Annotated in this window: 13 protein-coding genes; 9 read left to right on the top strand and 4 right to left on the bottom strand. The window is 69.1% G+C overall.

Translation table 11 applies throughout. From position 1 onward, the window contains the following. The first annotated feature begins 1 nt into the window (after position 1). From cerR to spt, 3 genes are read left to right on the top strand one after another with little or no spacing between them, the layout of a single operon-like run. Positions 2-973 (top strand): ceramide reductase, encoded by a 972-nt coding sequence (gene cerR / locus Q0V34_RS03740; RefSeq protein ID WP_297507918.1) that lies wholly within the window; start codon positions 2-4, stop codon positions 971-973. A gap of 55 nt (positions 974-1028) precedes the next feature. Further along, positions 1029-1280 (top strand): acyl carrier protein, encoded by a 252-nt coding sequence (locus Q0V34_RS03735; RefSeq protein ID WP_013079816.1) that lies wholly within the window; start codon positions 1029-1031, stop codon positions 1278-1280. A gap of 3 nt (positions 1281-1283) precedes the next feature. Beyond that, positions 1284-2498, top strand: coding sequence for a serine palmitoyltransferase (spt, locus tag Q0V34_RS03730; RefSeq protein WP_297507911.1), 1215 nt, complete (start codon positions 1284-1286; stop codon positions 2496-2498). Positions 2499-2552: 54 nt separating this feature from the next. Here spt and Q0V34_RS03725 read toward each other — a convergent pair whose 3' ends face one another. Genes Q0V34_RS03725 through Q0V34_RS03715 form a run of 3 tightly spaced genes read right to left on the bottom strand, consistent with a single transcriptional unit; the run spans position 2553 to position 5400 of the window. After that, a complete protein-coding gene (locus tag Q0V34_RS03725; RefSeq protein WP_297507908.1) occupies positions 2553-3431 on the bottom strand; it encodes a hypothetical protein in 879 nt (292 codons plus the stop codon). Further along, positions 3428-4423, bottom strand: coding sequence for a diacylglycerol kinase family protein (locus tag Q0V34_RS03720; RefSeq protein WP_297507905.1), 996 nt, complete (start codon positions 4421-4423; stop codon positions 3428-3430). Before Q0V34_RS03720 ends, Q0V34_RS03725 begins: the two co-directional genes overlap by 4 nt. Beyond that, positions 4342-5400: a CDP-alcohol phosphatidyltransferase family protein gene (locus Q0V34_RS03715; RefSeq protein ID WP_297507902.1), complete on the bottom strand. Its 1059-nt coding sequence runs from the start codon at positions 5398-5400 to the stop codon at positions 4342-4344. The genes Q0V34_RS03720 and Q0V34_RS03715 overlap by 82 nt, the downstream gene beginning before the upstream one ends. Before the next feature lie 157 nt (positions 5401-5557). Here Q0V34_RS03715 and Q0V34_RS03710 point away from each other — a divergent pair, with 157 nt between their 5' ends. Genes Q0V34_RS03710 through Q0V34_RS03685 form a run of 6 tightly spaced genes read left to right on the top strand, consistent with a single transcriptional unit; the run spans position 5558 to position 11176 of the window. After that, positions 5558-6493: a metallophosphoesterase gene (locus Q0V34_RS03710; RefSeq protein WP_297507899.1), complete on the top strand. Its 936-nt coding sequence runs from the start codon at positions 5558-5560 to the stop codon at positions 6491-6493. A gap of 58 nt (positions 6494-6551) precedes the next feature. Beyond that, positions 6552-6989 (top strand): HIT family protein, encoded by a 438-nt coding sequence (locus Q0V34_RS03705; protein ID WP_297507897.1) that lies wholly within the window; start codon positions 6552-6554, stop codon positions 6987-6989. Next, positions 6986-8206, top strand: coding sequence for an LptF/LptG family permease (locus Q0V34_RS03700; RefSeq protein WP_297507894.1), 1221 nt, complete (start codon positions 6986-6988; stop codon positions 8204-8206). The genes Q0V34_RS03705 and Q0V34_RS03700 overlap by 4 nt, the downstream gene beginning before the upstream one ends. Then, positions 8203-9264: an LptF/LptG family permease gene (locus tag Q0V34_RS03695; protein WP_297507891.1), complete on the top strand. Its 1062-nt coding sequence runs from the start codon at positions 8203-8205 to the stop codon at positions 9262-9264. Before Q0V34_RS03700 ends, Q0V34_RS03695 begins: the two co-directional genes overlap by 4 nt. Beyond that, positions 9264-10418: a ceramide synthase gene (gene bcerS / locus Q0V34_RS03690; RefSeq protein WP_297507888.1), complete on the top strand. Its 1155-nt coding sequence runs from the start codon at positions 9264-9266 to the stop codon at positions 10416-10418. Before Q0V34_RS03695 ends, bcerS begins: the two co-directional genes overlap by 1 nt. Beyond that, positions 10322-11176 carry a nucleotidyltransferase family protein gene (locus Q0V34_RS03685; protein WP_297507885.1) on the top strand — a complete coding sequence of 285 codons (855 nt, stop codon included), beginning with the start codon at positions 10322-10324 and terminating at the stop codon, positions 11174-11176. Before bcerS ends, Q0V34_RS03685 begins: the two co-directional genes overlap by 97 nt. Before the next feature lie 37 nt (positions 11177-11213). Here Q0V34_RS03685 and Q0V34_RS03680 read toward each other — a convergent pair whose 3' ends face one another. Further along, complete coding sequence (locus Q0V34_RS03680; protein ID WP_297507882.1) at positions 11214-11966, bottom strand: NTP transferase domain-containing protein; 753 nt, start codon at positions 11964-11966, stop codon at positions 11214-11216. Between the last annotated feature and the right edge of the window lie 156 nt (positions 11967-12122).

The following is a 12122-nucleotide window of genomic DNA, read 5'->3' as shown; positions in this document are numbered from 1 at the left end:
CATGCCGCACGACAGGGGGATCGTCGCCGTCACCGGAGCCACCGGCTTCCTCGGCCGCCATCTGGTGCGCGCCCTGGCGGACGACGGCTGGCGGCCGCGGGTGCTGGTCCGCCGCGACCCGATCCATCCGCTCTGGCGGGACATCGAGGTCGAGATCGTCGTCGGCGACCTCAATACGCCTGGCGCACTGGACCGACTCAGCCAAGGCGCGGAGGTGGTGATCCACGTCGCGGGCCTGATCAAGGCCGCGTCGCTAGCCGCCTTCAATCTGATCAATCGAGACGGCGCCCGAGCCGCCGCCCTCGCCGCCAAGGCCGCCGGGGCGCGGTTCATCCTCGTCTCCAGCCTGGCGGCGCGCGAGCCCCAGCTGTCGAACTACGCCGCCAGCAAGCGGGCGGGCGAAGAGGCCGTGCTGGAGGCCTACCCCGGCGCGCTGATCGTTCGGCCCCCAGCCATTTACGGCCCGGGCGACACCGAGACGCTGGGATTGTTCGCGATGGCGGCCAAGAGCCCCCTTCTGCCCGTCCTTTCCCCGGCCACGCGGATCGCCATGATTCACGTCGAGGACGCCGCCGCCAAGCTGGTCGCCTTCTCCCGAACCCCCGTTCCGGGGGTTGTGGAGCTGTCCGATGTGCGGCGCGACGGATACACTTGGTCGGAAATCATGAGCGCCGCGGGGGCGGTGATGGGCCGCTCTCCGCGCCTGTTTCGCTTACCCGACGGCGTGCTGTTATTCGCTGGAACCCTTGCAGATGCTTGGTCTTCTGCTACGAAAACCCCTTCGGTCTTTGGTTCCGGCAAAGCTCGGGAGTTGCTTCACCGCGATTGGTCCCTATCTAGCGCTCCGATGTCGGAGGGAGTACCCAGCCGGTTCGATTTGACCGATGGGTTTGCTCACACCGTTGGTTGGTATCGAAAGCAAGGCTGGCTACCCGAATTATCGTCGCCGAGTTCGAAAACGGCGGAAAACTGACAGACTCGCCGTTACAGTAGTGTCACGGGTGGGGCTCCCGGAGGTTTGATTTAGAATGGAAACGGTGACGGATCTCAGCTTGCGCGAGATCGGGGTGGCTGCGAGCAAGGTTCTGGGACGACCCGTCGAGGTTCGCGCAGAGTCGCACATCGGCCGTGACCTCGCCGTGGACTCGCTAGCCCTCATGAACATCATCATGGAGCTCGAAGACACCTTCGATATCTCCATTCCGCTCGACCGCCTGGCCTCTGTCGAGACCGCCGGCGACCTTTCCAAACTGATCAACGATCTCCGGACTAGGGCTTAACTAATGGGGCTATTCGATAAGCACCTGGCCTATCGCGACGCGTACAAGGCCATCCAGCAAGCGGGCGCCGACCCGTTCAAGGTCCGCTTCGACGCGGTGCATTCGCCAACGGAAGGCGTCGTCGAGGGTCGTCCGACGATCCTGCTCGGCACCAACAACTATCTGGGCCTGACCTTCGACGAAGAGGCGATCGCCGCTTCCGTCAAGGCCGTCCAGGAACGCGGCACCGGCACGACCGGGTCGCGCATCGCCAACGGCTCGTTCGAGGCGCACGTCGAGCTCGAGCGCGATTTGGCCAAGTTCTACGGCCGCAAGCACGCCATGGTCTTCACGACCGGCTACCAGGCCAATCTGGGCGTGCTGTCGACGCTGGTCGGCCGCGGCGACCACCTGATCCTCGACGCCGACAGCCACGCCTCGATCTATGACGCCTCGCGTCTGGGCCAGGCCGAGGTCATCCGCTTCCGCCACAACGACCCCGAGGACCTGGCCAAGCGCCTGCGCCGCCTCGGCGACGCGCCGGGCGAGCGCCTGATCGTGGTCGAGGGCGTCTATTCGATGATCGGCGACGTCGCGCCGCTGAAGGAAATCGCCGCCGTGAAGCGCGAGCTGGGCGGTTACCTGCTGGTCGACGAAGCCCACTCGATGGGCGTGCTCGGCGCGACCGGCCGCGGCCTGGCCGAGGCCGCCGGCGTGGAAGACGACGTCGACTTCATCGTCGGCACCTTCTCCAAGAGCCTGGGCGCCATCGGCGGCTTCTGCGTCTCGAACCTGGACGACTTCGACGTCATGCGCGTCGTCTGCCGCCCCTACATGTTCACCGCCTCGCTGCCGCCGGCCGTGGTCGCCTCGACCATCACCGCCCTGCGCCGGATGATCGAGCAGCCGCAGCTGCGCGATCGCCTGAACCACAACGCCAAGCGCCTCTATGACGGCCTCACGGCGCTGGGCTTCCACACCGGCCCGACGGCGAGCCCCGTCGTCGCCTCGGCCATGCCGGACCAGGAGCGCGCCATAGCCATGTGGAACGGCCTGCTGCAGGCCGGCGTCTACCTGAACCTGGCCCTGCCGCCCGCGACGCCGGACAGCCGTCCGCTGCTGCGCGCCAGCGTCAGCGCCGCCCACACCGACGACCAGATCGACGCGGTCCTGAAGACCTTCGCCGAGGTGGGCGCGGCCCTGGGCGTGATCGAGCCGCTGAAGCGCGCCCGCGCGTAACGCCCTCGCCTCGCCGAACGAAGACGCCCGGGCTTCGCCCGGGCGTTTTTCGTTTCAGCCTGCCCGCCGCCGGTTTCTCCAGACCCTGAGCAGCACGCCCGGCGCCGCCAGGATCGGATGACGCTCGCGCCAGGGGGTCACGGCGACCGGCACGCCGGTGTGACGCTCGATCTTCCAGGCCGCGTAGCGCGACGCGCCCCGGAAGGTGAAGGCGGCCTTGATAAGCCGCGCGACATTCAGCGGCTTGCCGAACAGCCTTCGCGGCGTCCAAGCCTCGAGCAGGCGCGCGCGGGTCTCGGCCGACAAGGGGCCGTCGTCGGCCTCGACCGCCGCCATGACGGCCTCGTAGCGCTCTGGATCGAAGGTCAGGATCGAGACCTCCCGACCGGCCTTCTCCACCCGCAGCTCGGCCTTGTAGGTCTCGCGAAACAGCGCCGTCCAAAGCGCTTGCGCGGTTCCATCGACCGGCCCGAGGGCGCGAGCGAAACGCGCCGCTGTAAGGCAGGCGTCGGTCACCGCGTCGACCACCGTCCCGCGAGCCTCGGGGGTCGCCCAGACCAGGGCGCTGGGCTGCACGAAACGCGCCCAGATGGTCGTGTCCAGTCCGGCGCCGCTCGCCGCGCGCTGGAACCGGGCCAGGGTCATCGACGCCACCTTGGCGCGCAGCGTCTGGCCGTCCAGCGTCAGCTCGTGATAGCTGACATCGGGCCACAGGACGCGCGAAACGGCCCCAAGCACCCCCCGTGGCGGATGCTCGGTCAGCACGTAGTAGTCCAGGACCCCCGACAGGTCGCCGGTCCGCAGGATCGAGCCGTAGAACAGCACCGCGCGGGCTTCGGGAAACACGCGCGACAAGCGCTCGGCGAAGGCGGTGATCGGCGCGGGGGTCGGGGCGCCGAGCTCGGCCGCGACCAGGCCGCGCAGCCGGCTCATCCGACCAGGAACCGCAGCGACGGACCCAAGCCGATCGTCAGGTCGCCGCCCTCGAAGGTCTCGCCGTCCAGCACGAACGGCGCGCCGCCGCCCAGTTCGACGACGCTGGGATCGCGACGTCGATAGCCCAGCCCCTCGAGGCGCGGCTCGGCCTTGCCGCTGAGCACCAGGGGCATCGCTTTCCAGAGCCGGCGCGGCGGGGCGTCGACGTCCAGCAGCTTGAGCCCCTCGCGCGGATCGCCGAACGGCTTGAGTCCGAACGGCAGGCGCTTGAGGGCCGTGGCGACCACGGCGAAGCGTTCGCCGGGAGGCTGCTCCTGGCCGTCCAGCACCAGCCTGGCCGGCACGCCCTCGCGCCACTCGTCGCGCGCGCCGCCGAACAGGGCGCCAAGCGTCGCGGTGAAGATGGTCAGGCCGACCGCGAAATTGTGGAAGACTCCCACCTTGTGGGCCTTCTGCGCCAGGCTGGTCGCCTTGACCGGAGCGCCGACGCCGAAAAAGAAGCCCTGCAGGCAAGGGCGGCGCCCGTCGGCCCAGCTGATCCGCAGCGGCGGTCGCGACTTGATGCGCGGTTCTTCGCCGCGCGCGGCGGCCAGCGCCTGCTCCAGGCCCCAGGCGGCGGACGTTCCCAGATCGATGGCCAGCACGTTGGTCTTGCCGGACGGCAACACCGCCAGCAGCGGCGGCGCTTCGCCGAACGTGTGCGGCAAGAGGCTGATGACGTCGCGCACCGTGCCGTCGCCGCCGTCGATGACCAGGAGGTCCAGGCCCTCGCGCGCGAAGGTCTCCAATTCGGCTCTCAAGGCGTCGCGCCCCAGCGGCTCGACGAGACGCACGCCCTCTGGCGGCGGGCCGGGCGGGTGCACCCGGTTGCCGTGGCTTCTCGGATTGCGAACGACCCCGATGCGCCTCATGTCGACAGCCACGAGCGGATCGAGCCCTTCGGCGCGATCAAACCTTGCAGGATCTGGACAGCGTGCACCACGAAGCACGCGGCGGTCCAGACCGTGACCAGCACGAAGCCAAGATCCGGTCGCCCGAACAAGGCGCAGGCGGTCAGCAGGATCAGGTTCGGATTGCGGCGCGCGGTGATCAGGCGGAAGAAGCTGTCGAACGGTCGCCAAGCATGCATCTCCAGCTTGAAGAGGGCCAGGAAGATCCCCTCCTCCACGCGCTGGGCGACATAGCCGGCGATCACGATGAACAGGCAGAGATTGGCGTACGGGATCGTCTGACCGACCGCGCCGACGCCGACGAACCAGGCCCACCACCAGAACGGCGGATGCAGCAGGTCTATGCCGTGATCGAAGACGTTGCCCCACTTGGACGAGGTCAGGGTGACCCGCGCCAGCTTGCCGTCGACGGTGTCGAGAAAGGTCATGATCCAGGCGCAGACCAGGCCCCAGCCGAAGTGGCCGGTCCAGAACAGGGCCATGGCGGCCAGCACCAGCAGAAAGCCGATCCCGGTGACCTGGTTCGGCGTCATCCTGGCGATCGCGCACCAGCGGGTGACGATCCGCGCCGGCGTCGGCCAGACATACTTGGTGACGAGGTCGGTGACGCCCTTGTACGAGCCCTGGAACAGGCGCTTCTCGACGGCGCGGACCGTCTCGGGCGTCAGCCGCTCCAGAACCGGCGGCTCGCGCTTGCGGAGGGCGCTGTTATAGGCCGAGCCCAGCTCCAGCGCGGTCAGACGCGTCAGTCGCGGATCCAGCGTCGAGGGGTCCTGTCCCGCCGCCAGGGCGTCCGAAGCCGCGTAGGCCAGGTCGGCCGGCGCGTGGACGGCCACCGCGCGGCCAGCCTCGTCGACCAGCACCGCGCCTTCTCGGCCCGCCAGCGCCTTGATCAGCGACTCGTCGAACACCCAGCCGGCGTCGACCGCGACCACCGCATGCGACAGGTCGACGGCCGGCGTCTCGATCAAGCCGATACGCCGATAGATCCGCGACAGGCGCTCGGGCGAGGTCATGCCCCAGATCCGGCCGCCGCCCCGCCCGACCGTCAGAGCGCGCGGCTCGAGGTTGGCTCGGCTTTGATTTCCACTACTCAACGACAGATCTACCCTTGCAACCCGGAGCGATTGATAAGCAGCTTCGACCGCTTCCACCAGAACGACCCGAGCCCTCTTGTCCATTTACCGCATCGCGCACCTTTCGGACCCCCATCTGCCGCCGCCGCCGGACGCGTTCGGCTGGAAGGACGTCGTCACCAAGCGCCTGCTGAGCCGCGTCGCCTGGCGCAGGAAGCGCAAGGTCCACCGGCCCGAAGTGCTGGCGGCCCTTGTCGCCGACCTCAAGGCCGCCAACCCAGACCATGTGGTGATCAGCGGCGATCTCACCAACTTTGCTTCGCATACGGAGATCATGGCGGCGCGCGCCTGGCTGGAATCGCTGGGTCCGGCCAGCGATTTCACGGTCAGTCCGGGCAACCACGACGCCCTGGCCGGCGCGGGCGGCCCGGAGCGTTTCGCCGCCTGGACGCCCTGGCTGGGCGACGCGGGCGAGGCGGCGTTCCCGCAAGTCCGCGTGCGCGGGCCGGCGGCCATCTTCAACCTCTGCTCTGCCGTGCCGACCGCGCCCCACCTCGCCACCGGCCGGCTGGGCGCCGAGCAGTTGGAGCGCCTGGACGCCGCCCTGGCCGATCCCGTCCATGCCGAGCGCTTCCGGATCGTGGTGCTGCACCACCCGCCGCAGAAGGGCGCGGTGTCCAGGCGCAAGGCCCTCGACGACCAGGACGCCCTGCGCGCCGTGCTGGCGCGCAGGGGCGCCGACCTCGTCCTGCACGGCCACGCGCACGAGGCCCTGGTCGGCGCCGTTCTCGGCCCGAACGGCTCGGTCATTCCGGTGCTGGGCGTCCCCTCGGCCTCGGCCCGCCCCGGCGGTCATTCGCCCGCGCGCTGGCACGCGATCGAGATCGAGGACGGCCCCGACGGCGGCCGGCGGGCGCGGATCGTGGTCCGTGGGATCGAGCCGGGCCGCGACGGGCTGGCGGAGCTTGGCCGCTACAGCCTGGTCGATCTGGCCAGGAAGGCGACGCTCCACACGGATCGTGCTTCCCTGTAAAAGGCCGCGTCCCTATTGTTACGCCAGGGCGACGTCCGCCCACGGTTCCGGCTTTCCCATGACCAATCCCACGGCCCTCGCGTTCGGCTATCCCCGCTCCAAGATCGCGGAGACCGATCACTGGCTGATTCTGGTCCGCCCCAAGCAGCCGACGTTTGGGTCTTTGGTGCTGGTGTGCAAGGAAGCGGCGCAGGCGTTCTCCGACGTGAGTCCCGCCGCTTTCGCCGACCTCCAGGTCGCGGTCGCGGGGATCGAGCGCCTGCTCAAGGCCGCCGTCGACTACGAGAAGATCAACTACCTGATGCTGATGATGGTCGACAGGGACGTCCACTTTCACGTGATCCCGCGCTACGCCGGGACGCGCGAGCACGCGGGCATGTCGTTCCCCGACGCCGGCTGGCCCGCCGCTCCGGCGCTGAGCACGGCCGTGGAGCTGTCGCCGGAAACCGTCGAACAACTGGCCGAACGCCTGGCCGAGGCTTGGGTGCGCGCGTGAGCGTTCAGGACCTCACGGTCGCGCCGGGGCGCCTGATCGACCGCTATCTGCTGCGCCTGCTGTTCTGGCCGCTGATCGCCTGCCTGGGCGTCACCGTCGTCGCGCTGCTGCTGGAGCGCGTCCTGCGGCTCCTGGACGCGCTGTCGCAAAGCAGCGCGCGGTTCGACTACGTCTCGCAGCTGGCCTTCAACCTGGTGCCGCACTATCTGGGCCTGGCCCTGCCGATGGCGTTCTTCCTGGCGCTGTTCATCGTGATCACCAAGCTCTCGGACGGCTCGGAGATCGACGCCCTGCTGGCCAGCGGTCAGTCGCTGGAGCGGATCGCCGCGCCTTTCCTGGCCGTCGCCGTCTTCCTCAGCGTCTTCAGCGTCGTGGTGTTCGGCTACATGCAGCCCTACAGCCGCTACGCCTACCGGGCGGTCATGCACGCCGCGATCAACGCCGGATGGAACGGTAAGCTCGCCGGCGGCGCGTTCATCGACGACTCCGGATCGCTGCTCACCGCCGACAGCGCCGACCTCGCCGGCCAGCGGCTGACGCGGGTGTTCATCCGCCGCAAGGACGCGCGCGGCCACGAAGAGATCATCACCGCCGCCTCGGCCGATCTTCGGATCGACGCGGACGGCAAAACCGTGACAATGGGTCTGCGCGACGGCCGCCGCATCGCGATGGACGGCGGGGGCGCCTATCGCAACCTCGCCTTCAGCCGCCTGACCACCCAGACTCCGCTGGCCGCCGCCGCCGTTCTGCTGCGCGCGCGCGGCGGCGACGAGCGCGAGCTGACCATGGGCGAACTGCTGGATCAGGCCAAGTCGCCTCACCCGGTAGTCTCCAAGGGCACGCTGATGAGCGAGTTCTACGGCCGCTGGGCGCGGGCCGCGTTTCTGCCGTTCCTGCCGCTTCTGGCCTTCCCCCTGGGCCTGGCGTCCAAGCGCGGCAATCGCGCGCCGGGCCTGATCATGGCGGGCCTGCTGCTGATCGCCTTCCAGCACGCGCTGCAACTGGGCCAGAGCCTGGCCAAGACCGGCAAGGTGGCGGCCCTGCCCGCCATCTGGGTCCCGTTCCTGATCTTCACCGGCCTGGCGGTCTGGCTGTTCGTCGGCAGCCGCACGCGGCCCGGCGACACGCCGGTGTCGCGTCTGGTTCGCCGGATCAACAAGCTGGTCACGCGCGTCGTTCGCGCCCTACCCTTGCCCCGGAAGCGACTTCCCGCATGAAGCTTTACCTCTACGTCCTGCGGACCGTGGCCACGCATATCCTGGGCGCGGCCGTGATCCTGATGTCCATCCTGCAGATCCTGGATCTGCTGGACGTGACGACCGACATTCTGGACCGAGGCCTGGGCGTCGCGGGGGTCCTCTACTACGCGGCCCTGCGTCTGCCGCGCCTTTTTGAGCAAGTCGCGCCGCTGTCGGTCCTGGCAGGGGGCCTGTTCGCCTTCTCGCAACTGGCCCGCGAGAACGCGGTCGTGGCCATGCGCGCCACGGGCATTTCAGGCTACCGCATCGTGGCCATGGCCATGCCGGCGGCCGTCGCGGTGATGCTGCTGGACGTCCTCTGCGGCCAGGTGTTGGCCCCGCGCGCCGACCCGACCCTGGCCGAATGGTGGAAGAACACGACCCCCGTCGCCCAGCGCAAGGTCGCGCCGCCGCGCACCTTCCGGGCGGGCGCCGACCTCGTGATCGCCGCCAAGGCCTCGGCGGACGGTCGCACGATCGACACGCTGACCCTCTTCCGCCGCAACGACAAGGGCATCCTGGTCGAGAAGGTCGAGGCGCCGCGCGCGCGGTTCGTCAACGAAGCCTGGACACTGGATCAGCCGCGCACGACGCGCTTCGCCGGCGACCTGGCCCAGACCTCCACCGCCACCTCGACCACCTGGCCGACCGCCCTTCGGCCCGCTGACGTGCAAGGCCTGTTCGCCGAGGACGCCGCGCCGACCGCGGCCTCGGCCCGTCGCGCGCTGGCGAACGGCGGCTCGGACCGTCCCGAAAGCTTCTACGCCACCCATCTGCAGGCCGCGTTCGCTGGTCCGTTCGTGGCCTTGGTGATGCTGCTGCTGAGCGCGCCGGTGGCGCTGGCCAATTTCCGCAGCGGGCAAGGCGCGATGCTGTTGACCACCGGCTTGGCGGCGGGCCTGTTCTTCCTGGTGGCCAACGGCATGCTGACCGCGCTGGGCGAGTCGGGCGCCCTGTCTCCGTTCCTGGCCGTCTGGGCCGCTCCCGCGATCTTCGGCGCGCTCGCCGTCCGCGCCTTCTTAGCCCTGGAGGGGTGATGCCTTTCGACTCCGCGAACGCCGATCTGACGGTCATCCCCGTCAAGACGCAGGACGAGCTCAAGCGCTTCGTCGCCCTGCCCGCGCGCCTGAACGCCAGGGATCCCAACTGGATCACGCCCCTGACCCTGGAGCGGCTGGAGGCGCTGACGCCGAAGACCAATCCGTTCTTCGCCCACGCCGAGGTGCAGCTGTTCCTGGCCACGCGCGGCGGCCGCGACGTCGGCCGGATCAGCGCCCAGATCGACCAGCTGACGCCGCAGCCCGCGCCCGGTCGCCTGGACGGGCACTTCGGCATGATCGCCGCCGAGGACGATCCGGCGGTGTTCCAGATCCTGTTCCGCAGCGCCGAGGACTGGCTGCGCGCCCGCGGCCGCACCCATGTCGTCGGACCCTTCAACCTGTCGATCAACGAAGAGGTCGGCCTGCTGGTCTGGGGCTTCGACACGCCGCCCATGGTGATGATGGGTCATGATCCGATCTATACGGGCAAGCGGGTCGAGGAGCAGGGCTACGCCAAGGCCAAGGACATCTTCGCCTATACGGCCGACGAGACCGGCGACATCCCCGAGATCGCCCAGCGCCGCGTCAAGCGCGGCCTGCCGGCGGGCGTCGTGCTGCGCCAGTTGGACATGAAGCGCTACGACGCCGAGGTCCAGACCCTGACCGAGATCCTGAACGACGCCTGGAAGGACAACTGGGGCTTCACCCCCACGACCGAGGCCGAGACCCGCCAACTGGCCAAGGCCTTGAAGCAGGTGATCGACCAGCGCCTGGTTTGGTTCGCGGAGATCGACGGCGAGGCCGCCGGCGTCGTCGTCTTCCTGCCCAATGTCAATGAGGCGATCGCCGACCTGAACGGCAAGCTGTTGCCGTTCGGCTGGGCCAAGCTGCTGTGGCGACTGAAGGTCAAGGGCGTGAAGTCGGCGCGGATTCCGCTGATGGGGGTCAAGCGCAAGTTCTCGTCCACCCAGCGCGGCCGCATGCTGCCGTTCTGGATGATGAAGGCCAGCCGCGATATGGCGATGTCGCTCGGCTACAACCGCTATGAAATCTCGTGGGTGCTCGAGGACAACAAGGCGATGACCCACATCGCCGAGAACGTCGGCGGCACGCACTACAAGACCTATCGGATCTACGAGAAGGCGCTTTGAACCAAGGGTTCAAGGCCCTGATCCTGGCCGGATCGCGCGGCGGCGAGGTCGATCCCGTCGCCGCCTATGCCGGGGTGAGCCACAAGGCGCTGATCACGCTGGAGGGGCGCGCGCTGCTCGACCGGGTCCTGAGCGCGGTCGGCGCGGCGGGGCCGGAGACGATCGGCGTCGCGGCCAATGACGAGGCGATCAAGACGCGCCTGGCGGACGCCGACGTGGTCATCCTCCCCCCCGCGTCCGGCCCCAGCCAGAGCGTCGAGACCGCCGCGGGCGCGCTGGGCTTTCCGCTGCTGGTGACCACGGTCGACCACGCGCTGCTCAAGCCCGAGTGGATCACGAGCTTCCTGGCGGACTGTCCCGACTGGGCCGATGTCGCCGTGCTGCTGGCGTCCGAGGAGAAGGTCCAGGCCGCCGCGCCGGGGACCCAGCGGACCTATCTGCGCTTCCAGGACGGCCGCTATTCGGGCTGCAACCTCTTCGTCCTGCGCAACGAGGCCGCGCTGAACGTCGTCCACGTCTGGCGCAAGGTCGAGGCGATGCGCAAACAGCCCTGGAAGATCGCAGCCCTGCTGGGGCCTTCGTTCCTCTTCCGCTATCTCCTGAACCGACTGACCCTGGACGAGGCCGTGCTGCGCCTGGGTCGCCTGGCGGGGGTCAAGGCCGCCGCCGTCCGGGCGCACGACGGTCTGGCGGCGGTGGACGTCGACAAGCCCTCGGACCTCGACCTCGTGCGGCGGATCGTCGGCGAGAAGGCTTGAGCCGCGAAGCCTCGCCCTTCGTCGCCCCCAGCCTGGCCTAAACGGCCTCGGCCGCCCACAGCGCGGTCAGCGCGCGGTTGCGGACAAGGTCCTCCGGAAAGTCCATCTCGGCCCAGTCCAGACCTTCGATCGAGCGCACCCGCACGACGTCGTGAGCCTGGGCGATCTCGTGGATCACGCTGAGATACCAGCGCTTGAGACCTTCCGGCCCGCGCATGATCCTCTCCAGAGTCTCGACGAACAGGGCCGAGCCTTCGGTGTCGAAGCGCAGGAAGCCGATCGATTCTGCGTCGTACTCGGGGATGGTCTTGCCGATCGCGCGCAGGGCGTCGCCGTCGGTCAGCACCTTCATGTCGTCGCTGTCATAGCCTTCGGCCTTGCGATCGACGGTGACGGTGATCGGGGCCGGCGGCGCGCCGATCAGCCGCTCGGCGATGGCGGGTTCGAACAGGGTGTCGCCATTGAGGATCATGAACGGCCCGCCGCGCATTTCCTCGCGCGCCAGCCAGCAGGTCGCGAGATTGTCGGTGACGCTGTAGAACGGATTGTAGAGCGTGCGGATCGTAAGGCCCGGCAAGGTCAAGCGCGCCACCTCGGCCTCGACCAGATCGGCGCGGAAACCGGTGACGACCACCGCCTCGGTCACGCCGGCCCGGTGCAGGTGTCGAAGCTGCCATTCCAGAACGGTGCGCCCCGCGAGGTCGACGAGGCACTTGGGCCGGTCGTCGGTCAGGGGCGACAGGCGCTTGCCCTGACCGGCGCTGAGAATAAGGGTCTTGACCGGCTGCATACGTCAAAAACTCACTGAACGCGGGGGCCTTACTCGCCCCTGGGGAATGGTCGGCCGCGAGCATCGCGACCGTGGCCGCCTAACTGAGCACGAACGGGGCTCGCGACAAGGGCGAGCGGCCCGGTAAATGGCGAGCGGAAGCCTGGCGCGAGCGAA

This window comes from uncultured Caulobacter sp., from assembly GCF_947036865.1.
Classification (GTDB): domain Bacteria; phylum Pseudomonadota; class Alphaproteobacteria; order Caulobacterales; family Caulobacteraceae; genus Caulobacter.
The sequence above is the reverse complement of the archived record's forward strand: the minus strand, read 5'-3'. Positions and strand labels throughout refer to the sequence as shown.

Coding starts and splice junctions, on each gene's coding strand:
- bcerS (WP_297507888.1), top strand. CDS start 9,264: ATGCCTTTCGACTCCGCGAACGCCGATCTGACGGTCATCCCCGTCAAG.
- Q0V34_RS03715 (WP_297507902.1), bottom strand. CDS start 5,400: ATGACCTCGCCCGAGCGCCTGTCGCGGATCTATCGGCGTATCGGCTTG.
- Q0V34_RS03695 (WP_297507891.1), top strand. CDS start 8,203: ATGAAGCTTTACCTCTACGTCCTGCGGACCGTGGCCACGCATATCCTG.
- Q0V34_RS03735 (WP_013079816.1), top strand. CDS start 1,029: ATGGAAACGGTGACGGATCTCAGCTTGCGCGAGATCGGGGTGGCTGCG.
- Q0V34_RS03705 (WP_297507897.1), top strand. CDS start 6,552: ATGACCAATCCCACGGCCCTCGCGTTCGGCTATCCCCGCTCCAAGATC.
- spt (WP_297507911.1), top strand. CDS start 1,284: ATGGGGCTATTCGATAAGCACCTGGCCTATCGCGACGCGTACAAGGCC.
- cerR (WP_297507918.1), top strand. CDS start 2: ATGCCGCACGACAGGGGGATCGTCGCCGTCACCGGAGCCACCGGCTTC.
- Q0V34_RS03725 (WP_297507908.1), bottom strand. CDS start 3,431: ATGAGCCGGCTGCGCGGCCTGGTCGCGGCCGAGCTCGGCGCCCCGACC.
- Q0V34_RS03680 (WP_297507882.1), bottom strand. CDS start 11,966: ATGCAGCCGGTCAAGACCCTTATTCTCAGCGCCGGTCAGGGCAAGCGC.